Genomic DNA, 21,008 nt, shown 5'->3' on the forward strand with positions numbered 1-21,008 from the left:
GACGTTGCATGCGAGTGATCAGTGAAAAAAGGATCTGGGAAGCCAAGGAAAAATGGCCGCGTTCAGCAACGGCTCTGGATCAGTGGTACCGCGTCATCAAGCGCAACAACCCCGCAGACTTCGCTGCAATGAAAGCCATGTTTCCCGCGACCGACAAGGTGGGCGAATTTCATGTGTTTGATATTGGCGGTAACAAGCTGAGGCTGATTGCGTCGGTGCAGTATCGGGCGCAACGCGTTTACATCAAGCATCTGCTTGACCATCGCGATTATGAGAAAGACAAATGGAAGGAAAAAATCAGATGAGCGCGCTTATGCGAGTAGCGGCAAAGCATTGGGAATACGTTGCGCCTGTGCTGCGCAAGCCGCAAAACGAGGCAGACTACGACGCACTGGTCTGCGGTTTGGATGAGCTGTTGAGCCTGGTGGGCGATGACGAAGACAGTCCGCTGATGAGCCTAGTCGATATTTTCAGCGACTGGATCGAAGCCTACGACCGTGAACATCGTCCAATGCCAGTGGCCAGCGGTGTTGATGTGCTGCGCTACATGATGCGCGAGCACAATCTCACTCAGAGCGACCTTCCGGGGGTTGGGACGCAATCAGTCGTCTCTGAGATATTGAGCGGAAAACGCCAGCTTAACGTGCGCCAAATTCGGTGGTTGGCCGAGCGCTTCGGGGTCTCCGTGGAGACCTTTATCTAAAGGCTCAAGACGAACAACTGATCTCCAGATGCTTGCCCCAATCCGGCGGCCGCTGTGCGTACTGTTCCATTCCCGCTTGTTCCTCAAACGGCTTGGTCAGTACCTCATGCAGCCGTCGCACTTCGCTGTAGTCCCCGGACTCGGCGGCGGTGATAGCGTTTTGTGCGAGGTAGTTGCGCAGAATGTACAGCGGGTTCACGGCATGCATGCGTTCACGGCGCTGTGTCTCGCTGTCGTCCCCGTCTCGGGCAACACGGGCCTTGTACAGCTCGGCCCAGGCATCGAAACCGGCCAGGTCGACAAAGTCATCGCGTAGCCGCGTGACTGCCAAGGCTGCCGACTCATCGCCAAGACGTCGGAAAAACAGCGTGTAATCCACGCCGCTGTTCTGCATCAGCTTGAGCAAGCGTTCCACCAGCTGCTGGTCGTCGTCTTCGGCGATGGTCAGGCCCAACCGGCGACGCATCAGGTCCAGGTAGTGCGCTTGATACAGCGGCAGGTACAGGCCGAGCGCTTCTTTGAGCGCGTCAACGCTGATGAACGGCGTCAGTGCCTGGGCCAGAGCGCTGAGGTTCCACTGCCCGATCGGCACCTGGTTGCTGAACGAGTAACGCCCTTCGTGATCCGAGTGGTTGCAGATGAAGTGCGCATCGAAATCGTCCAGAAACGCAAACGGCCCGAAGTCGAAGGTGATGCCCAGGATCGACATGTTGTCGGTGTTCATCACGCCATGGCAGAAGCCATAGGCCTGCCATTTGGCGATCATCTCGGCATTGCGCTCGACGATTTCACGGAACATCGCAAGATACGGCTCAGGCTGTTCCCGGCACTCGGGGTAATGCAGGTTCAAGACGTGTTCAGCCAGCTCGGCCTGCTGTTCGGGCTGCTTGGTGTAATAGAAATATTCGAAATGCCCGAAGCGGATATGGCTGGATGCCAGGCGCAACACCATCGCCCCGCGTTCCTGCTTCTCACGCCACACCGGCGTGCTGGAGCCGATCACGCACAAGGCGCGGCTGCTGGGAATGCCCAAAGCATGGAGCGCTTCGGAGGCGAGGAACTCACGGATCGAGGAGCGCAATACCGCACGCCCGTCGCCCATGCGCGAGTAGGGCGTCATGCCTGCGCCCTTGAGGTGCAGGTCCCAATGCTCACCGGCCTGGTTATACACCTCGCCCAGCAGCAGCCCTCGGCCATCACCCAGTTGCGGGGTGTAGCCGCCGAACTGGTGCCCGGAATAGACCATCGCCCGCGGTTCAGCTTCGGCCCATAGCTTGTGGCCACCAAACAGTTCGGCAAATACGGGGGTTTCGGCCACGGCCGGGTCAAGGTCGAGCAGGGCCATGGCGGCGTTGCTCGCCACCACCAGGCGCGGCTCGTCGAGGGGCTCGGGCAGCACGTGGGTTGAGAACGCGTCGCCCAGGCGTGCGAAGCGGTTGTCGAAGGTCAGTTCGTCGAGGGCTTTCACCGGCCATCTCCAGCAGGATGCCCCCAGCGTTTTGCTGGGGGTAATTCGTTAGTCGAGTTTGCTCGGCGGTGGTTCAGGCGCGTCTGCGACCTTTCCGGCGGGCGGCTCGGGGGTGTCCTGCTCGGGCGCGACGATGGTCTTGCGCTCGTCCTCGGCCGGCACCAATTTGTATTCCTGGCCCTGCATGTTTTTCAGGTAGATTTCCATCTGCCTGAACGAGATGTTGATGTGCTGTTTCTTGAACTCACGGTTGATAAAGCGGTTGACCTCGTCCAGCACAGGGTTGCGGTCGCCCAGGTCGCGCACATGCATGCGCAGCTCGTGGTCGAGGGTGCTTTCGCCGAAGTTGAGGAAATACACGTGGGGCTCGGGCTCTTTGAGTACCCGTGGGTTTTCCTTGGCGGCCTTGAGTAACAATTCCTTCACCAGATCCAGGTCGGAGCCGTAGTCCACGCCCAGTTTCAAGGTGACGCGAGTGATGGTGTCGGTCAGCGACCAGTTGATCAGTTGCCCGGTAATGAAGGTCTTGTTCGGGACAATGATGTCCTTGTTGTCGAAATCGGTGATGGTGGTGGCGCGAATGCGGATCTTGCTCACCGTGCCCGACAGGTTGCCGATGGTGATGGTGTCGCCGATGCGCACGGGGCGTTCGAACAGGATCATGATGCCGGAGATGAAGTTGGCGAAGATTTCCTGCATGCCGAAGCCCAGGCCGACCGACAGCGCGGCCACCAACCATTGCAACTTGTCCCAGCTCACGCCCAGGGTGGACAAGGTGGAGACAAAACCTACGCCGGCAATCACATAGGACAGCAATGTCGTGGTGGCATAGGCGCTGCCTTGTGCGAGCTCCAGTTTGGACAGCACCAATACTTCGAGTAGACCGGGCAGGTTGCGCGCCAGGGCGAAGGTGATACCGATGATGATCAGCGCGCCGAGCATGTCGCCGATGCTGATCGGCACCATGCTGATATTCGAGCCGGTGCCGCTGGTGTATTCGTACAGCGTGACGTTATCGAGGTAGGAAAATACCGAGATCAGGTCCGACCAGACCCAGTACAGGGCTGCGATAAAGCCCCCGAGCAAGGCCAGGCGGATCAGGCGCAAGGATTGTTCGTTGACCTTTTCGATGTCCAGGGTGGGCTCTTCCACCACCGCTTCGCCTTCACCGGCTTCCTTGGCGGCCTGGCGCTTGGCCAGGGCGCGCGCATAGGCCAGGCGTCGGGCGGCAACGCTCAGCCAGCGCACGAAGGTGGCTTCGATTACCAGCCAGAACATCAGCAGGTACAGGGTGTTGATCAAGCGGTCGCTGAGTTTCAGTGCGGTGTAGTAGTAGCCAAAGCACACGGCAATAAACAATGCGACGGGCAGGGCGGTGAAGACCAGCCCGATCGTCTTGCGAAACAGCGAGGCTTTTTCATGGGTGGGGCTGTTCAGCAGCAGGCGACTGAGCAACCACGCCATCAGCGCGTAGCAGGTGAGGACCACGGCGATGCCCAGCACGTCTTCGGCGAGCGCCGCCGGTTGGTGCTCGGCGATGGCCACCACGGCCACCAGGGCCAGTACCACCAGCCCGAGCTTGCGTACCCAGCCTTGCAGGAATTCGACCTGGGGTTTTTCCCAGCGAAAGTGCAGCTCGGCCACGCCGCCGGGCGCCAGGATGCGGTAAGCGGTGTAGAACACCAGCCACGCCTGGGCGATCTGCAGCAGGGCCGAGCCCAGGTTGGCGTTTTGCCCACGGGCGTCGATCTGCAACGCATAGCCGCACAGCGCCAGGCCCAGGGACACCGGCATCGCCAGCAGAATATTGATCAGGATCGCCTGGGGCGTGTGCCATTGGCTGTCGCGCTTGAAGTGGCCGATGTCCAGGTGAACTTTGTTGAGGCGCTGATACAGCGCCTTGCGCCGCCACAGCAGCGCGCCGATCAACAGCAGCAGCGGCAGGAACAGCCACGGGCGCTGAGTCAGGCCGTCATACAGTTCGCTGACGCTGGAGGCCCAGGGCAGGGTGGTGACTTGCTTGCTCAGGTGCGCCGGTACGGTTTCCAGCCACTCGGTGTCCAGCGGCTTGTTGCTCGGGATCCAGAACATCTGCTCATCGAGCGTGGCGCGCAGGGTGGTCGCGGTGCTCAGCAGTTGTTTCTGGTTCAGTTGCAGGGTGATGGATTCGTTGAGCAGCGCGCTCAATTCACGGCTCAGGCGCTCCAGCAGGTCGCTGCGGGTAATTGCCAGTTCCAGCAGGGTGCGGCGCAATTGCGGGGTGACGTCGTCCGGCGGCTGGTTGGCCAGCAGGTTATCCACATACGCGCTGGGCGAGCTGATCAGCTCGCGCTGCTGGTTAACCTCGAACTGGTACAGGCGAATGTTGGCGATGTCGTCGGCCAGGTCACGGTCGACGGTCAGGCGTGGCAGGGCCTGCTTCTGTTTATAGAGGATCTTGGACAGCAGCAGGCTGCCCTTGAGCACGTTGATCTGCTCGTCCAGCGCCGAATCACTTTGGGTGACGGTGTCCAGTTGCTGCTTGGTCTGCAGGTTTTTCTGGGTCAGGTCGTTGAGGCGGTCGGTGCTCTTGAGCAAGTAGTCGGAGAGCTTCAGGTTGGCCGCGCTTTCCGTGGCCAGCAGGCTGCTGCCGCCGGCTTTCTGTGCTTCGATGGACTGTTGGGTCACCGTCTGCTGGGACTGGGCCAGGCGTTTCTGGTTGATCAGGGTTTGCAGGTCCTGGATTTCCTGCTCCAGGCGCGCGGTTTTTTCCTGGATCAGGTCGTGCTGGCTGTTGCCCAGGTCTTGCAGCTGGCTGTTGCCGGCCAGTTCCTGGCGGCGCAGGGGGATCAGCGCATTCAGGGCGGCGAGTTCGGCGTTGAGCTGGTTGCGCTGGTCGGCGCTTAGGGCTTTGCCGTTGTCTTTGCCGGTCTTGAGGGTCGCATTGATCTGCTGGATGCGCGTCTGGCTGCTGCTGATTTCGGTTTGGGCGCGCTCGGGGCGGGTTTGGGCGGCGATGGTCAGGCTATTGGCGTCGGCCAGTTCTTTTTGCAGATCACCTTGCTGGGTGGTGCGTTGCACCAGCAATTGTTCAAGCTGCGGCACGGGCAGGCTGGCGTAGCGTTGGGCCACCGGGATGATTTTGGTGGCCTTGAGCCGAGTCAGCTCGCGCTGGTTGTCCGTCGTCTGGCGCGGGGCATCTTCCAGCTGGCGCTTCAGGTCTGCCAGGCGCTGCTCGTACTCCTGCTTGTTAGCCAGGTAAGTCAGGGTCTGTTGCAGGATGCTCTGCAACGCCTTCATGTCGGCGTCGGGTAGCTTGCGGTCGGGCAGTTTGTCCAGGGTTTGCTGGACGGCGTCGGCGCTGGGTGGGTCGGCCGCGTGAACGGTGCCAACACAAAGAGTCAGGCCCATCAGGGCAGTGGCGAGAAAAGTGCGCAGGGTTGGCATAGAGACCGGTCGAGCTAGATGAAGAATCGGGGCGTTGTCGCCCCGCAGTTTAGAGGAAGAGACCGGGGCCCGGGCGACTTCCTTCGGGGAATCTGACGCCGACTTTGCCAATCTTGTTCCCGTCCATGACCGCGACGGTCCAGATGGTGTTGTTCCACTCCACCTGGTCGCCCACCACCGGCGCGCCGCCGACTTTCTGGGTGATGAAGCGGCTCAACGGCATGTCCGGGTCGATACCCTCGAGCTTGAGCCCGTACAAGGCCGACACCGCGCCGAGCTGGGCGTCGCCTTCGAGTACGAAGTCGCCGAAGAAGCGCAGGTCCAGGCCTCGCTGCGGCGCCTGGCTGAACAGTTTGCCCAGGGCCGGCAGGTTATGTTCATGGCCGATGACGCAGAGCAAATCATCGACTTCCAGCACCGTACTACCCGACGGGTGGAGCAATTGCTGGCCACGGAACAGCGCCGCGATCCGCGTGCCCTCGGGCATTTTCAACTCGCGCAGGGCGGCGCCGATGCACCATTTCTCTGCGCCCAGGCGGTAGACGAACAGCTCCCACTCGCTGGTTACGTGCACTTCCAGGGCCGCGCGGGAAATTGGTGCCGGGTCTGGCGGTACGGTGACTTTCAGCAACTTGGCCACCCACGGCAGGCTGGTGCCCTGCACCAGCAGCGACACCAGTACGATAAAGAACGCCAGGTTGAAGTACAGCTGGGCATGGGGCAGGCCGGCCATCAGCGGGAACACCGCGAGGATGATCGGCACCGCGCCGCGCAGGCCGACCCAGGCGATAAAGGCTTTTTCCCGGCCGTGGAACGCCTTGAAGGGCAACAGGCCGACCATCACCGACAGCGGCCGTGCAAACAGGATCATCCACAGTGCCAGGCCCAGCGCCGGCAGGGCGATCGGCAGCAAGTCATGGGGCGTGACCAGCAGGCCCAGCACCAGGAACATGCCGATCTGCGCCAGCCAGGCCATGCCGTCGAGCATATGCAGGATGCCATGACGGCTGCGCACCGGACGGTTGCCGATCACCAGGCCGCACAGGTACACGGCGAGAAAGCCGCTGCCGTGCAAGGCGTTGGTCAGCGCAAAGACGAACAGGCCGCCGGCGATCACCAGGATCGGGTACAGGCCGGTGGCCAGGTTGATGCGGTTGACCATCTGCAGCATCAGCCAGCCGCCGCCCAGGCCGACCAGGCCGCCGATGCCGAACTCGCGGACCAGGTGGGTCAGCAGGCTCCAATGCAGGCCGGTCTGGCCGCTGGCGAGCATGTCGATCAAGGTCACGGTGAGGAACACCGCCATCGGGTCGTTGCTGCCGGATTCGATTTCCAGGCTGGCGGTCACCCGTTCGTTCAAGCCCTTGCCGCCCAGCAGCGAGAACACGGCGGCCGCGTCTGTGGAACCGACGATGGCGCCGATCAGCAAGCCCTGCACGATGTTGAGGTCGAACAGCCAGGCCGCGGCCATGCCAGTGAGGCCGGTGGTGATCAACACGCCCACCGTGGCCAGGGACAACGCAGGCCAGAGTGCCACGCGAAAACTCGCCACCCGCGTGCGCAAACCGCCGTCGAGCAGGATCACGGCCAGCGCCAGGTTGCCCACCAGGTAGGCGGTCGGGTAGTTATCGAAGATGATGCCGCCGCCATCGACGCCGGCGATCATGCCCACGGCCAGGATGATCACCAGGATCGGGATGCCCAGGCGCGACGACAGAGAACTCACCAGAATGCTCGCACTCACCAGCAACGCGCCGATCAAGAACAGGCTGTTGATGGTCGTCGCATTCAAAGGCAGTACTCCGGAGCAGGGAAAGACAGGGCGCAAACTGACCATGCAGTCTGCGTGCCAGGGATTCTAACCTGTTGAATTGCTGCGCTGTCAAAAGATCGTTCCCACGCTTTGCGTGGGAACGCCTCATTGGACGCTGCGCGTCCGCTCTTGACGTCGTGACGCAAAGCGTCACCTGAGGCATTCCCACGCGGAGCGTGGGAACGATCAAGCCCCCTCCCACATTTTTACAGGCGGAAGCGGCCAACCATCCCGTTCAAATCCACCGCCAGGCGCGACAACTCGCTGCTCGCCGCGCTGGTCTGGCTCGCACCTGTCGCCGATTGCACCGACAGATCGCGGATATTCACCAGGTTACGGTCGACTTCCCGCGCGACCTGCGCCTGTTCTTCCGCTGCACTGGCGATCACCAGGTTGCGCTCGTTGATCTCGACAATTGCCGTGTTGATGGTATCCAGCGACATTCCTGCGCCCTTGGCGATGTTCAGCGTGGATTCGGCGCGCTCAGTGCTGTTGCGCATCGAATCCACCGCATGCTCGGTGCCGGCCTGGATGCTGCCGATCATGCGCTCAATCTCGCTGGTGGACTGCTGGGTGCGATGGGCCAACGCGCGTACCTCGTCCGCCACTACCGCAAAACCACGCCCGGCCTCACCGGCCCGCGCCGCTTCGATGGCCGCGTTGAGGGCCAGCAGGTTGGTCTGGTCGGCCAAGCCACGGATCACGTCCAGCACTTTGCCGATATCGCGGGATTCATTGGCCAACTCACCGATCAAGGTCGCGGTGGCTTGCACGTCGCCGCTCATGCGTTCGATGGCGCTGACGGTTTCCTGCACCAGGTCGCGACCATCACCGGCCGAGGTAGTGGCGTTGCGCGAGGCTTCGGAGGTGCTCACGGCATTGCGTGCGACTTCCTCGACCGCGCTGGTCATTTCGTTCACCGCGGTGGCGGCCTGTTCGATCTCATTGTTCTGCTGGGTCAGGCCACGCGCGCTTTCGTCGGTGACGGCGTTGAGCTCTTCGGCCGCCGACGCCAGTTGCGTGGCGGAGCCGGCGATGCGTTGCAGGGTGTCGCGCAGTTTGTCCTGCATCTTGGCCATGGCGGCGAGCAGGCGGCCGGCCTCATCGTTGCCCTCGACTTTGATCGGGCGCGTGAGGTTGCCTTCGGCCACTTCCTCGGCCGCTTCCAGCGCCTGGGAGATCGGCACGGTGATGCTGCGGGTCAGCAGCCAGGCGAATAACAGGGTCAGCGCGGTGGCGATCACCAGCAGGCCCACGACCATGTTGAACGCCAGGTCGTACTGGTCTTTGGCTTGCTGGTTGGTGTCCAGGGCCATGCTGTTGTTGATTTCCAGCAGGCGGCTGAGCACCGCATTGACCTGCTCGGAGTTGTTCAGCAGTTCAGTGTTGAGCAGGGCGCGTAATTCGTCGACCTGGTTGGCCCGGGACAAGCTTTTCATGCGCTCTTCGATCTGATGGTACTGGGCCAGCAATCGCACGTATTCATCGTAGGTCGTGCGTTCTTCGCGGCTCTCGATCAGCTTTTCATACACGCCCTGGGCGGTGCGGATCTGCTGGTTGCGCACGTCGAAGGCTTCCAGGGTTTTTTGTTGTACCTCCGGCTCGCGGTTGGTGAGCAAGCGGTACGACAATACGCGCAGGCGCAAGGTCAGCTGAGTGAATTCGTCGAGGGCGCGGATGCTTGGCACGCTGGACAGGGTGATGTCTTCGGTGGCAGCACGGATCTTGCTCATCTGGTTCAGGGCGAACACGCCGAGAAACAACATCAACGCGCCGATAAACGCGAAGCCGAGGAAAGCCCTCGGGGCGATATTCATATTACGAAGAGACATGCTGGAATCCTGGGGAGAAGCGCGATCCATGCGGCCATGAGACGGGGTGTGCATCGCGTATCGGCCCTGCGACTAAAGTCTTAAGGGGGCGCGCGCTTTTGTCGCAGCTGACCGGGGGTTGTACGGATTCAGGAACCAGATCGGGTAATTACAGTCACTAAGGCTCGAAAGCGCGGCCCGGCCCTTGAACATCGGGCTGCGCGCCGGGGATAACCCTGGCATCCGAGGTGAATTTTCTTTATCGTCACCGCCCTTTTAAAAAGCCCGAGAAATCAAAATGTTAGAAGCATCCCTCAGCCAACTGGAACAACTGGTCAACGACCTGGTACAGCAGAACCAGGACCTGCTGAGCAGCAACGAATCCCTCAAGGCGCAGCTGGCCCAGGCCAAGGACGAAAACGACAGCCTGCAACTGAACCTGATGGAACAGGAAGAAAAGCATGGCGCCACCGCTGCCCGCATCCAGGCACTGGTTGAGCGTGTGAGCGCAGGGCCTGTCAGCGCATGAATGAAGGGATAAAGGTCGTTTCGATTCTCGGTGAGGATTACTCGATCAAGGCGCCGGCCGGGGAAGACCAAACCCTGATGCACGCCGTGACCATGCTCAAGGCTTCCCTGGCCACGACCAAGAAAAAGTACCCGACCCTCATTGGTGACAAATTACTGGTATTGGCCGCGCTGAACCTGTGCGCCGAGCAGATCGAAATGCAGCAGGCTCACCAACAGGAACTCGACCGTTACCAAGAGCAAGTCAGCGCCACGGTCGAGGTGATTTCCAAGGCGATCCAGCCTTAGAACCACGCATCCTGCATGCCCAGGCACGTATCGTCGCGTGCCTCCAGAATCGCCAGTTCATGATGGCAGCTTGGTACTTCCCAGGTCAGGAAGTACCGGGCGGCCTGGAGCTTGCCTTTATAGAAGGCCACATCGGCCGCATTGCCCTTGGCCAGACCTTCTTCGGCGCGAATCGCCTGTTCCAGCCAGCGCCAGCCAATCACCGTGTGCCCGAACACTTTCAGGTACAGCGCCGAGTTCGCCAGGCTGCTGTTGACCTTGCCCTGAGCGAGATCGCTGAGCAGGCCCAGGGTGACCTTTTGCAGGCGATTGACCAATTGCTCCAGCGGTTCCCTCAGCGCGGTGAGCGTTGGGTATGGCTGCGCCCGAGCACCTGTCTCGGCGATCAGTCGAATCAATTGCTTGAGCCCGGCCCCTCCGTTCTGCGCCAACTTACGCCCAAGCAGGTCCAGGGACTGGATGCCATGGGTGCCTTCGTGGATCGGATTCAGGCGGTTATCGCGGTAGTACTGCTCGACCGGGTACTCGCGGGTATAGCCATGGCCGCCGAGAATCTGGATCGCCAGTTCGTTGGCCTTGAGGCAGAACTCCGACGGCCAGGATTTGACGATGGGGGTCAGCAGGTCCAGCAACTCGTGGGCTTGTTTGCGTTCGGTTTCGCTTGGCAGGGTGGTGGTGTCGTCGAACAGGCGTGCGGCGTACAGGCCCAGGTCGAAGGCGCCTTCCACGTAGGCTTTTTGCGTGAGCAGCATACGTTTGATATCGGCGTGCTGGATGATCGACACCGGCGCGGTGCTCGGGTCCTTGCTGTCCGGCAGGCGGCCTTGCGGACGTTCGCGGGCATACTCCAACGAGTAGAGATAGCCCGCGTAACCGAGCATCACCGCGCCCATGCCGACGCCGATCCGTGCTTCGTTCATCATCTGGAACATGCAACTCAGGCCCTGGTGCGGTTTGCCCACCAGATAGCCGACACAGTTGCCGTTATCGCCAAAATTGAGTGCTGTGGACGTCGTGCCGCGCCAGCCCATCTTGTGAAACAGCCCGGCCAGCAGTACATCGTTGCGCTCGCCCAGGCTGCCGTCAGCGTTGACCAGGAATTTGGGCACGATAAACAGCGAAATGCCCTTCACCCCGGCCGGTGCATCGGGCAGCTTGGCCAGCACCATATGCACGATGTTTTCCGACAGCGGATGGTCGCCACCAGAGATGAAGATCTTGTTGCCCTTCAGGCGATAGCTGCCGTCAGCCGCAGGCTCCGCACGGGTACGAATATCCGACAGGGATGAGCCAGCATGTGGCTCGGTCAAGGCCATGGTGCCGAAGAAGCGGCCTTCGATCATCGGTTGCAGGAAGCGCTGTTTCTGCTCCTCGGTGCCGAAGCTTTCGATCAGGTTGGCGGCGCCCATGGTCAGGAACGGGTAGGACGTTGATGCCGCGTTGGCGGATTGGAAGTGAGCGAAGCAGGCCTGGGACAGCAGGGTCGGCAACTGCATGCCGCCGGCTTCGAAGCTGCGGGCGGCATTGAGGAAACCGGCTTCCAAGAAGGCATCCACCGCCGGTTTCACTTCCGGAATCAGAATCGCCTTACCGTCTTCGTAGCGCGGTTCGTTTTCATCGTTCTTGCGGTTGTGAGGCGCGAAGTACTTTTCGGCAATGTTGCGCGCTGTGCTGATGGCGGCGTCGAAGGTTTCGCGGTTGTGCTCGGCAAACCGCTCGCGCTGGGTCAGGCCTTCGGCATCGAGGACTTCATACAGCTCGAAAGCCAGATTGCGGGAACTGAGCAGCGTCTCGGACATGGCGGCTTACCTTTTAAGGAATTGCCGTGAGTCTAAGTGCGCGAATAGAGGCTGGATAGCAAGATTGATCTGGGTGATGGAGGAGCAAAACGCAGGCAGGGAATTGAACTGAGGCCAAATGTGGGAGGGGGCTTGCCCCCGATAGCAGTGTGTTTAAGATCGTTCCCACGCTCTGCGTGGAAACGCCTCTCTTGACGCTCCGCGTCACGCTTCTGGACGCAGAGCGTCCTTGAGCTGCGTTCCCACGCGGAGCGTGGGAACGATCAGCCCGCGTTTAACCGATGGTCATCAGGCTGGCATTGCCGCCGGCAGCAGCCGTGTTAACGCTCAACGCCCGCTCGATCACCAACCGCTCCAGGGCAATGGATGTCTCACCCTGGGACAAACCATGCACCCCAACAATCGCCCCACCGCGCTGCGCCACTTGCTGGCACACCGCACGCAGTTGGTCGGAATCACCGTGATGCAGGACAGCGTCGAACACCACGTCGTCCTTGGTCCAGTCGGCCACGCGCTTGATCTTCGCCTGAATATCTTTCGGCAGGCGTGGGAACACGGCCTTGGTCAGTTCGGTTTCCGGCCATACCGCCGAACCGCCTACCGCCAATACCGCAGCGAGTTGGGTCAGCAGGTCACCTTCCACTTCCGCCAGGCACAGCACGTGTTCACGCGGCAGGATCGCATAGCTGTTGCGCTCGCCGGTCGGGCCGGCCAGTTGGCGGGTGATACCGCTTTGCGACTGGGCGGCGAATTGGCTGCACAGGGCGCTCAGTTCGCTGAAGTTGTGGCTGTCGGCCCAGGTTTTCAACGCGGTCAGCGGTTGGCTCATGGCGTCGCGCAGGCGCAGGTCCGGTGCGGTCAATGCGTCGCCACGTACGAAGGATTGCTCGATCGCATCGGTAGGACGAGTCGACAGCAGGCGGTACAGGTACAGCGGGCCACCGGCTTTCGGGCCGGTACCCGACAGGCCTTCGCCGCCGAACGGCTGCACGCCCACCACGGCACCCACGATGTTTCGGTTGACGTAGACGTTACCGGCATTGACGTTGTCGATCACCTTGGCGATGGTCTCGTCGATGCGGGTGTGCACGCCCAGGGTCAGGCCGTAGCCGGAGGCATTGATCTGGCCGATGAGCTGGTCGATCTCTTTGCGCTTGTAGCGCACCACGTGCAGCACCGGGCCGAAGATTTCGCGTTGCAGCTCGTCGAAGCTTTCCAGCTCGATCAGGGTAGGCATCACGAAGGTGCCACGCTTGATCTCTTCGCCATCGGCGATCGCCACCTGATAAACGTTGCGGCCTTTGTCGCGCATGGCCTGGATGTGTTTCTCGATACCAGCCTTGGCTTCGGCGTCGATCACCGGGCCGATATCCACCGACAGGCGTTCCGGGTTACCCAGGCGGCATTCCGCCATGGCGCCCTTGAGCATTTCGATGACACGGTCTGCCGAATCTTCCTGCAGGCACAACACGCGCAGGGCCGAGCAACGTTGGCCGGCGCTGTCGAAGGCCGACGACACCACGTCAATCACCACTTGTTCGGTGAGCGCCGAGGAATCCACGATCATGGCGTTCTGGCCACCGGTTTCGGCGATCAGCGGAATCGGACGGCCCTGGGCATCCAGGCGACCGGCGACATTGCGTTGCAGCAAGCGCGCAACCTCGGTGGAGCCAGTGAACATCACGCCTTTGACACGATCATCACCGACCAGGCGGGCACCGACACTTTCGCCCTGGCCCGGCAGCAATTGCAGCACGCCTTGCGGAATACCGGCTTCGAGCAGGATGCGCACGGCCTGGGCTGCGACCAGCGGGGTTTGTTCGGCCGGTTTGGCCAGCACCGGGTTACCGGCAGCCAATGCCGCCGCGACCTGGCCGCTGAAGATCGCCAGCGGGAAGTTCCAGGGGCTGATGCACACCACCGGACCCAACGGGCGGTGGGCGTCGTTGGTGAAATCATTACGCGCCTGCACCGCGTAGTAGCGCAGGAAGTCCACGGCTTCGCGCACTTCAGCGATGGCATTGGCGAAGGTCTTGCCGGCTTCACGGGCCAGCAGGCCCATCAATGGCTGGATCTCGCCTTCCATCAGGTCGGCGGCGCGCTCCAGAATTGCGGCGCGTTCGGCGGGCGGGGTGGCCTGCCAGATCGGGGCGGCGCTGATGGCGCACTGGATGGCATTGTCGACGTCTTCGACGGTGGCCTCCTGAACGTGACCGACCACATCGCGCACGTCGGACGGGTTCAGCACCGCTGCAGCCGGTTGTTCGCTGGCGGCGCAACCGAGCATCGGCGCGGCTGTCCAGTTGTTGTGAGCAGTGGCCAGCAGGGCGCAGGACAACGATGCCAGGCGATGCTCGTTGGCCAGGTCGATACCGGCCGAGTTGGCGCGGTCGCTGCCATACAGGTCACGCGGCAGCGGGATACGCGGGTGCGGCAGGCCGAAGCCGCCTTCCGCTGTCGCCATCTGCTCGATGTTCGCCACTGGATCGGCTACCAGCTCCTGAATCGAGATGGAGTGGTCGGCGATGCGGTTGACGAACGAGGTGTTCGCACCGTTTTCCAGCAAGCGGCGCACCAGGTACGCCAGCAGTGTTTCGTGAGTGCCGACCGGTGCGTACACGCGGCACGGACGGTTCAGCTTGCCTTCGGAAACTTTGCCCACCACTTGTTCGTACAGCGGTTCACCCATGCCGTGCAGGCATTGGAACTCGTACTGGCCGGGGTAATAGTTCTGACCGGCAATGTGATAGATGGCCGACAGCGTATGGGCGTTGTGCGTGGCGAACTGCGGGTAGATGGCTTCCGGCACCGACAGCAGTTTGCGTGCGCAGGCAATGTAGGAAACGTCGGTGTACACCTTGCGGGTGTACACGGGGTAGCCTTCCAGGCCTTCAACCTGGGCGCGCTTGATTTCGCTGTCCCAGTACGCGCCTTTGACCAGACGGATCATCAGGCGGTGGCGGCTGCGGCGTGCCAGGTCGATCACGTAGTCGATCACGTAAGGGCAACGCTTCTGGTAGGCCTGGATCACGAAACCGATACCGTTCCAGCCAGTCAGTTGCGGCTCGAAGCACAGGCGCTCAAGCAGGTCCAGGGACAACTCGAGGCGGTCGGCTTCTTCGGCATCGATGTTCAGGCCGATGTCGTATTGCTTGGCCAACAGGGTCAGCGACAACAGGCGCGGGTACAGTTCGTCCATCACCCGCTCGTACTGCGCGCGGCTGTAACGCGGGTGCAGGGCGGAGAGCTTGATGGAGATGCCTGGGCCTTCATAGATCCCACGGCCGTGGGACGCTTTGCCGATGGAGTGAATGGCTTGTTCGTACGAAGCCAGGTACTTCTGGGCGTCGTGTTCGGTGAGGGCGGCTTCCCCGAGCATGTCGTAGGAATAGCGGAAGCCCTTGGCTTCGAACTTGCTCGCGTTGGCCAGGGCTTCGGCGATGGTCTCGCCGGTGACGAACTGTTCACCCATCAGGCGCATGGCCATGTCGACGCCCTTGCGGATCATCGGCTCGCCGCTTTTGCCGATGATGCGGCTCAGGGACGAGGTCAAGCCTGCTTCGTTATGGGTCGCGACCAGTTTGCCGGTCAACAGCAGGCCCCAGGTAGCAGCATTGACGAACAGCGACGGGCTGTTGCCCAGGTGGGGGTGCCAGTTGCCGGTGCTGATCTTGTCGCGAATCAGCGCATCGCGCGTGCCTTTGTCGGGGATGCGCAGCAGCGCTTCGGCCAGGCACATCAGCGCCACGCCTTCCTGGGACGACAGGGAAAATTCCTGCAGCAGGCCCTGAACGATACCGGCACGGCCGCCAGCGCTTTTCTGGTTGCGCAATTTTTCCGCAATCGTGGCGGCCAGCTTGTTGGTGGCTTCGGCCATCTCTACCGGCAGGCGCGCCTGCTCGATCAGCATCGGCACCACTTCCGGCTCGGGGCGACGGTAAGCGGCGGTGATCGAGGCGCGCAGTACCGATTGCGGCAGGATGCTCTCGGCGAACTCAAGGAAGCACTGGTGGGCGTGGTCATGCTGGACTTCGCCAGCGTCGTCGGCATCCTTGCTGCCCGAGCCGTTGAGCTCGGAAAGGGTTGCACCACCCTCGAGTTTCTCCAGGTAATTGAAAATTGCCTGTTTGATCAGCCAGTGCGGCGTGCGATCAATGGAGGACGCGGCAGCCTTCAGGCGCTCGCGGGTCGGGTCGTCGAGTTTGACCCCAAGGGTGGTCGTAGCCATTTTCTTATCCTCATGGGTGCCACTACCGAGTGGCATCTGCTGGCGGCAAGATTAGCCTCGCCCATGAAGAGGTGCAACCGGTGCAACCCTTTTTATTCAGGAAATTTCCGACGGTTGATCGGAAAAATTCCGGCCTTCTCTCGAATTGACTTCTTGTTGGTGCATTTGCTTCTGAGATGGATTGTTCTTGCTCCGAAAAGGAGCAAAAAACCGGTGTTTGTCCTGAAATCCGCGTAGGTGCAACTTATTCGCGAGAAACTGGTTGCACCTTATTTGCTTTGTTGAATAGCATTCGCGCACCAAGGTGCAACCACTTCCACAGGTCGGTTCATCGGCTGGCGGCTTTCCTGGGGAAACGCCAGTCATAAATGCGCGGCAGGCAGCATCGTTTACCGGTTAACCACCGGTAGCGGGCTGACAGACCGTCGCTACATAAAAACAAAGCCAGGGCGTCACTTCTATGAGCGTTAGTAATCCCACCCTGATCACGTTCGTGATCTACATCGCAGCAATGGTACTGATCGGCTTGATGGCCTATCGCTCCACCAATAACCTTTCCGATTACATCCTGGGCGGTCGCAGCCTCGGTAGCGTGGTGACCGCTTTGTCCGCCGGCGCTTCCGATATGAGCGGCTGGTTGTTGATGGGCCTGCCGGGCGCGATCTACATGTCGGGCTTGTCAGAAAGCTGGATTGCTATCGGCCTGATCGTCGGTGCCTACCTCAACTGGCTGTTCGTGGCCGGCCGCCTGCGCGTGCAGACCGAACACAACGGCGACGCCCTGACCCTGCCGGATTACTTCTCCAGCCGCTTCGAAGATAAAAGCGGGCTGCTGCGGATCATCTCCGCTGTGGTGATCCTGGTGTTCTTCACCATTTACTGCGCCTCCGGCATCGTGGCCGGTGCCCGCCTGTTCGAAAGCACCTTCGGCATGTCCTACGAGACTGCCCTGTGGGCCGGTGCCGCAGCGACCATTGCCTACACCTTTGTTGGCGGTTTCCTGGCGGTCAGCTGGACCGATACCGTGCAAGCCACACTGATGATCTTCGCGTTGATCCTGACGCCGATCATCGTACTGCTGGCGACCGGCGGCGTGGACACCACCTTCCTGGCCATCGAAGCCAAGGACCCGACCAGCTTCGACATGCTGAAAAACACCACCTTCATCGGCGTTATCTCGCTGATGGGCTGGGGGCTGGGTTATTTCGGCCAGCCGCATATCCTCGCGCGGTTCATGGCGGCGGATTCGGTGAAGTCGATCGCCAACGCGCGTCGCATCTCCATGACCTGGATGATCCTGTGCCTGGGCGGCACCGTGGCGGTGGGCTTCTTCGGCATCGCTTACTTCTCGGCGCATCCTGAGGTGGCCGGTCCCGTGACCGAAAACCCTGAGCGCGTGTTTATCGAACTGGCTAAGATCCTGTTCAACCCATGGATTGCCGGTGTATTGCTGTCGGCCATCCTGGCGGCTGTCATGAGTACCCTGAGCTGCCAATTGCTGGTGTGCTCCAGCGCCCTGACCGAAGATTTCTACAAGGCATTCCTGCGCAAGGGCGCGTCCCAGCTTGAACTGGTATGGGTCGGTCGGATCATGGTGCTGGTGGTGGCCTTGATCGCCATCGCCATGGCCGCCAACCCGGAAAACCGCGTACTGGGCCTGGTCAGCTACGCCTGGGCCGGTTTCGGCGCAGCCTTCGGGCCTGTGGTGCTGATCTCGGTGATCTGGAAAAACATGACCCGCAACGGCGCACTGGCCGGCATCCTGGTCGGCGCGATCACCGTGATCGTGTGGAAACACTTCGAAGTGCTGGGCCTGTACGAAATCATCCCAGGCTTCATCTTCGCCAGTCTGGCGATCTACTTCGTGAGCAAGATGGGTGCCCCGACTGCCGGTATGGTCGAGCGCTTTGATGCCGCGGAAAAAGACTACAACCTCAACAAGTAATACAGCCGGGCGTTGATCGCCTGGTATTCGAAAAGAAGGCCCACGTCCTATGGATGCTGGGCCTTTTTTTATGAAGAAAAAAAGCCCTGCGCAGGATTTCGGCACTGTCGATGTAGGACGTTACTTATTTGCCGGCACAGCGCTCGACTCGGCAAACGGCTGAGGCAGAATCGCTCACCCACCCTTCGCAGAGAAACACCGGATGTTCGCTCCTGCCAATCAAAGTGCCTTTAACCTGACCCTGGACGGGGAGCCTTATGATCTCAAGGTTCATGGGTTCATGGGCGACGAATTTATCAGCCTGCCCTTTCGCTTTGACCTTGAGTTGGTGAGCGAGCGACCCGATCTGGACCTCGATGGCCTGCTGCACCGTCAGGCGTTCCTCGGGTTTGACGCTCAGGGCCACGGTATCCATGGCCGAGTTTACCGGGTCGCGCAAGGCGATTCGGGCAAGCGGCTTACCCGTTACCAGATCACCCTGGTGCCGCAGTTGGCCTATCTGGAGCACAGCACTCACCAGAGGATCTTTCAGCAGAAAACCGTGCCGCAGATCATTACTCGGGTGTTGGAGGCCCAGGACATTCAGGGTGATACCTTCGTGTTCCGCCTGAGCGGAAAATATCCCGAGCGTGAGTACTGTGTTCAGTTCGACGAAACCGATCTGCAGTTCATTCAGCGCTTGTGCGTTGAGTCGGGCATTCACTATCACTTTCAGCACAGTCCCGAGCGTCACCTGTTGGTGTTTGGCGATGACCAGAGTGTGTTTGGCCAGCCGGACCAGGTCACCCCCTACCTGGCCGGTTCCGGGATGGTGGCCGAGGCCCCTGCGATAAAGCGCTTCATCCTGCGGCTGAAAACCCGTACCGCCGGCGTGAACCTGCGGGCCTACGACTTCAAAAAGCCCAGCCTGGTGTTGGAAAGCACGGCCTCCAGCGGGCAGCACCTGCCCCTGGACGAGCAACGTTACCCTGGAAACTTTACCGATCGTGCGCATGGCAAGTACCTGGCACAGCGTGTGTTGGAGCGTCATCGCAGCGACTTTCGCCAAGCCAGCGGCATCAGCGATCAGCCGGCCTTGGGCACTGGGCGGTTTCTGAAGATGGCTGGCCACCCGCGTCAGGAGTGGAATGACCTGTGGCTGGTTACCCAATTGCACCACACGGGGCAACAATCGCAAGTGTTGGAAGAGTCTGCGCCTGACACCTATAGGGATGACTTGCCTGCGGGTTATAGCAACGATTTTGTAGTGACGCCCTGGGATGTGCCGTTTCGAACGCCTCTGATCACGCCCCGGCCGCACCTATCCAGCTACCAGAACGCGGTGGTCACCGGGCCTGTCGACAGTGAAATCCATTGCGACGAGTACGGTCGTGTCAAAGTGCAGATGGCCTGGGACCGCGACGGTGAGCACAACGATCATTCCAGCTGTTGGCTGCGCGTGGCGAGCGGCTGGGCCCATGACCGTTATGGGGCGGTGCTGATCCCGCGAGTCGGCATGGAGGTACTGGTGGGTTTCGTCGATGGCGACATGGACATGCCGCTGGTCATGGGTTGCCTGCCCAACGCGGCGAATCGTTTGCCCCTCGACCTGCCGGCGGACAAAACCCGCAGTATTTTTCGCAGCCAGAGCAGCCCTGGTGGCGGAGGCTACAACGAACTGCGCATCGAGGACCGCAAGGGCGCCGAGGAAATCTACCTGCGCGCTCAGCGCGACTGGACCCAGCATGTATTGCATGACCAACAGGTGCAGGTCGATAACCAGCGCCGGGTGAGGGTGGGCGGCGAATCGCACCATGAGTTGCAGGGCGAAGAGCAGCGCATCACCCATGGCAACCGCCTGACGGAACTCAAGCAGGATGACCACCTGGTAGTCGGCGGTTCTCAGCACATGCGTGCCGGTCGCACCCTTCAGTTGGCGGCCGGGCAAAGCATTGTTATCGACGCGGGAGCCAGCGTTACGATTCAGGCGGGAGGGCAGTCGATCACGCTGTCGGCGGGCGGTATTTTCAGCAGCGTGCCGATCCAGCTTGGCGGGGCGCCAGCCCCTGCGGCGGCGCCGTTGAGGCCGGGCTTGGAGGAGGCAGCACTGGCGGCGGTCCCGCTCGCCCTGAGCCCTGTGCAAATCGCCAGCCTGAAACGCAGCGCGCCTTTTTGTGAAGAGTGCGAACGCTGCCGTGACGGGCAGTGCAGTATCCCCGAGCATGCACGGAGTGTTTCTTGATGCAGACGCCCATGGACCCCAGCACCTGGCTGGCGCAGTTCCCGCTGCTTGCCGGTGAGCGAATCTTTGTCGTGCTAGGCACTACCAGCGACGCCAAGCCACTTGCCGCCTGGCAAGCCATGACGGCAGGGCCGGCGCCGCACGCGATCTGGGCCGGCACGGCCTACGACGCTTGGGATGAGGTGATGCCTTACGTGGGCATCGTCGAGTCGGGCAGCGCATTTCTCGATTGGGTCGCCACTGTGCAAGCCGTGGATTGGGGTTGGCTGGCGGTGTCCTCCAGCCCGTTGGAAACCGTAGTTGCCCATCTGCAAAGCTTGACCAAGGTGTTTATGCCCAATGACCAGGCGGTGTTCCTACGCTTCTGGGATGGCGCTCAGTTTCAGCCGATGTGGCAGCAATTGGGTGACGAGGCAGGGACGGTCTTGCCGGTGTTTGGACGTTATCTGATCAATGGCCAGCCGCTGACAGTGGCGACTGGCCCGGTGACACCCGCGAAAACCTGGCCCTGGTGGCGAGTGCCTGAGCCGTTGCTCAGGCACCTGGCTGAGCAGTCGCCGCAGGTACTCGTCGACAATCTGTTGCAATGGTTGCAAGAGCAGCGTCCCGATCTGTATGCCGCCTTCACGCCGAGCACGTTGCGGCACAAACTCACCTGGCTCGCGCGCACGCCGGGGGTCAACCATGCAGCGCTGGCCGATTACCTCGCTGCGCAGTTGAGTTGACAAAAACACTAGCCGCCATGCGGCCCTGCACCTTTGCGCCGGTAGAAGGTAAA

13 protein-coding genes and 1 pseudogene are annotated in these 21,008 nt (G+C 61.2%); 7 read left to right on the forward strand and 7 right to left on the reverse strand.

What is annotated here, in order from left to right:
- Nucleotides 1-8: 8 nt before the first annotated feature.
- Both C4J88_RS02220 and C4J88_RS02225 read left to right on the forward strand, forming a co-directional pair.
- The gene (locus tag C4J88_RS02220; RefSeq protein ID WP_124406105.1) at nucleotides 9-305 is read left to right on the forward strand and encodes a type II toxin-antitoxin system HigB family toxin; all 297 of its coding nucleotides are present in this window, start codon (nucleotides 9-11) and stop codon (nucleotides 303-305) included.
- Nucleotides 302-703: a type II toxin-antitoxin system HigA family antitoxin gene (locus C4J88_RS02225; RefSeq protein WP_124406106.1), complete on the forward strand. Its 402-nt coding sequence runs from the start codon at nucleotides 302-304 to the stop codon at nucleotides 701-703. The genes C4J88_RS02220 and C4J88_RS02225 overlap by 4 nt, the downstream gene beginning before the upstream one ends.
- Nucleotides 704-707: 4 nt before the next feature.
- Here the strand turns inward: C4J88_RS02225 and selO are convergent, their stop codons facing one another.
- The 5 genes and pseudogenes from selO to C4J88_RS27980 form a co-directional block, all read right to left on the reverse strand.
- Nucleotides 708-2,171, reverse strand: a complete 1,464-nt coding sequence (selO, locus tag C4J88_RS02230; protein WP_124406107.1) for a protein adenylyltransferase SelO — start codon at nucleotides 2,169-2,171, stop codon at nucleotides 708-710.
- Nucleotides 2,172-2,219: 48 nt separating this feature from the next.
- Nucleotides 2,220-5,597, reverse strand: a complete 3,378-nt coding sequence (gene mscK / locus C4J88_RS02235; RefSeq protein WP_124406108.1) for a mechanosensitive channel MscK — start codon at nucleotides 5,595-5,597, stop codon at nucleotides 2,220-2,222.
- A 49-nt stretch (nucleotides 5,598-5,646) separates the two neighbouring features.
- Nucleotides 5,647-7,389 (reverse strand): potassium/proton antiporter, encoded by a 1,743-nt coding sequence (locus C4J88_RS02240; RefSeq protein ID WP_124369340.1) that lies wholly within the window; start codon nucleotides 7,387-7,389, stop codon nucleotides 5,647-5,649.
- Between the two features lie 227 nt (nucleotides 7,390-7,616).
- Nucleotides 7,617-8,489: a methyl-accepting chemotaxis protein gene (locus tag C4J88_RS27975; RefSeq protein WP_371850830.1), complete on the reverse strand. Its 873-nt coding sequence runs from the start codon at nucleotides 8,487-8,489 to the stop codon at nucleotides 7,617-7,619.
- Nucleotides 8,472-9,296 (reverse strand): annotated as a pseudogene (locus C4J88_RS27980) (MCP four helix bundle domain-containing protein); the annotation flags it as partial. The gene C4J88_RS27975 and the pseudogene C4J88_RS27980, both read right to left, overlap by 18 nt.
- 223 nt (nucleotides 9,297-9,519) lie before the next feature.
- Between C4J88_RS27980 and C4J88_RS02250 the strand changes: the two are divergent.
- Nucleotides 9,520-9,750 carry a hypothetical protein gene (locus tag C4J88_RS02250; protein WP_124360957.1) on the forward strand — a complete coding sequence of 77 codons (231 nt, stop codon included), beginning with the start codon at nucleotides 9,520-9,522 and terminating at the stop codon, nucleotides 9,748-9,750.
- Nucleotides 9,747-10,037, forward strand: coding sequence for a cell division protein ZapA (locus C4J88_RS02255; protein WP_057724383.1), 291 nt, complete (start codon nucleotides 9,747-9,749; stop codon nucleotides 10,035-10,037). The genes C4J88_RS02250 and C4J88_RS02255 overlap by 4 nt, the downstream gene beginning before the upstream one ends.
- Here the strand turns inward: C4J88_RS02255 and C4J88_RS02260 are convergent.
- Together C4J88_RS02260 and putA are read right to left on the reverse strand one after the other, a co-directional pair.
- Nucleotides 10,034-11,836, reverse strand: a complete 1,803-nt coding sequence (locus tag C4J88_RS02260) for an acyl-CoA dehydrogenase (RefSeq protein WP_124406110.1) — start codon at nucleotides 11,834-11,836, stop codon at nucleotides 10,034-10,036. The two genes, C4J88_RS02255 and C4J88_RS02260, sit on opposite strands and share 4 nt — an antisense overlap.
- A 274-nt stretch (nucleotides 11,837-12,110) precedes the next feature.
- Nucleotides 12,111-16,064 carry a trifunctional transcriptional regulator/proline dehydrogenase/L-glutamate gamma-semialdehyde dehydrogenase gene (gene putA, locus C4J88_RS02265; protein WP_124406111.1) on the reverse strand — a complete coding sequence of 1,318 codons (3,954 nt, stop codon included), beginning with the start codon at nucleotides 16,062-16,064 and terminating at the stop codon, nucleotides 12,111-12,113.
- Nucleotides 16,065-16,524: 460 nt separating this feature from the next.
- Here putA and putP point away from each other — a divergent pair, with 460 nt between their 5' ends.
- The 3 genes from putP (at nucleotide 16,525) to C4J88_RS02285 (ending at nucleotide 20,955) form a co-directional block, all read left to right on the forward strand.
- Nucleotides 16,525-18,009 (forward strand): sodium/proline symporter PutP, encoded by a 1,485-nt coding sequence (gene putP, locus C4J88_RS02275; RefSeq protein WP_124365571.1) that lies wholly within the window; start codon nucleotides 16,525-16,527, stop codon nucleotides 18,007-18,009.
- Nucleotides 18,010-18,211: 202 nt separating this feature from the next.
- Nucleotides 18,212-20,230, forward strand: coding sequence for a type VI secretion system tip protein TssI/VgrG (gene tssI / locus C4J88_RS02280; RefSeq protein WP_124406113.1), 2,019 nt, complete (start codon nucleotides 18,212-18,214; stop codon nucleotides 20,228-20,230).
- Complete coding sequence (locus C4J88_RS02285) at nucleotides 20,230-20,955, forward strand: DUF4123 domain-containing protein (protein WP_124406114.1); 726 nt, start codon at nucleotides 20,230-20,232, stop codon at nucleotides 20,953-20,955. Before tssI ends, C4J88_RS02285 begins: the two co-directional genes overlap by 1 nt.
- Nucleotides 20,956-21,008: the final 53 nt, after the last annotated feature.

Source organism: Pseudomonas sp. R4-39-08 (assembly GCF_003852275.1).
GTDB lineage: Bacteria > Pseudomonadota > Gammaproteobacteria > Pseudomonadales > Pseudomonadaceae > Aquipseudomonas.

What these genes read in the sequence shown, in the direction of transcription:
- C4J88_RS02260 (WP_124406110.1), bottom strand. Translation starts at nt 11,836, where the DNA reads ATGTCCGAGACGCTGCTCAGTTCCCGCAATCTGGCTTTCGAGCTGTAT.
- mscK (WP_124406108.1), bottom strand. Translation starts at nt 5,597, where the DNA reads ATGCCAACCCTGCGCACTTTTCTCGCCACTGCCCTGATGGGCCTGACT.
- tssI (WP_124406113.1), top strand. Translation starts at nt 18,212, where the DNA reads ATGTTCGCTCCTGCCAATCAAAGTGCCTTTAACCTGACCCTGGACGGG.
- C4J88_RS02255 (WP_057724383.1), top strand. Translation starts at nt 9,747, where the DNA reads ATGAATGAAGGGATAAAGGTCGTTTCGATTCTCGGTGAGGATTACTCG.
- C4J88_RS27975 (WP_371850830.1), bottom strand. Translation starts at nt 8,489, where the DNA reads ATGGCCAAGATGCAGGACAAACTGCGCGACACCCTGCAACGCATCGCC.
- C4J88_RS02220 (WP_124406105.1), top strand. Translation starts at nt 9, where the DNA reads ATGCGAGTGATCAGTGAAAAAAGGATCTGGGAAGCCAAGGAAAAATGG.
- C4J88_RS02225 (WP_124406106.1), top strand. Translation starts at nt 302, where the DNA reads ATGAGCGCGCTTATGCGAGTAGCGGCAAAGCATTGGGAATACGTTGCG.
- putP (WP_124365571.1), top strand. Translation starts at nt 16,525, where the DNA reads ATGAGCGTTAGTAATCCCACCCTGATCACGTTCGTGATCTACATCGCA.
- C4J88_RS02250 (WP_124360957.1), top strand. Translation starts at nt 9,520, where the DNA reads ATGTTAGAAGCATCCCTCAGCCAACTGGAACAACTGGTCAACGACCTG.
- putA (WP_124406111.1), bottom strand. Translation starts at nt 16,064, where the DNA reads ATGGCTACGACCACCCTTGGGGTCAAACTCGACGACCCGACCCGCGAG.
- C4J88_RS02285 (WP_124406114.1), top strand. Translation starts at nt 20,230, where the DNA reads ATGCAGACGCCCATGGACCCCAGCACCTGGCTGGCGCAGTTCCCGCTG.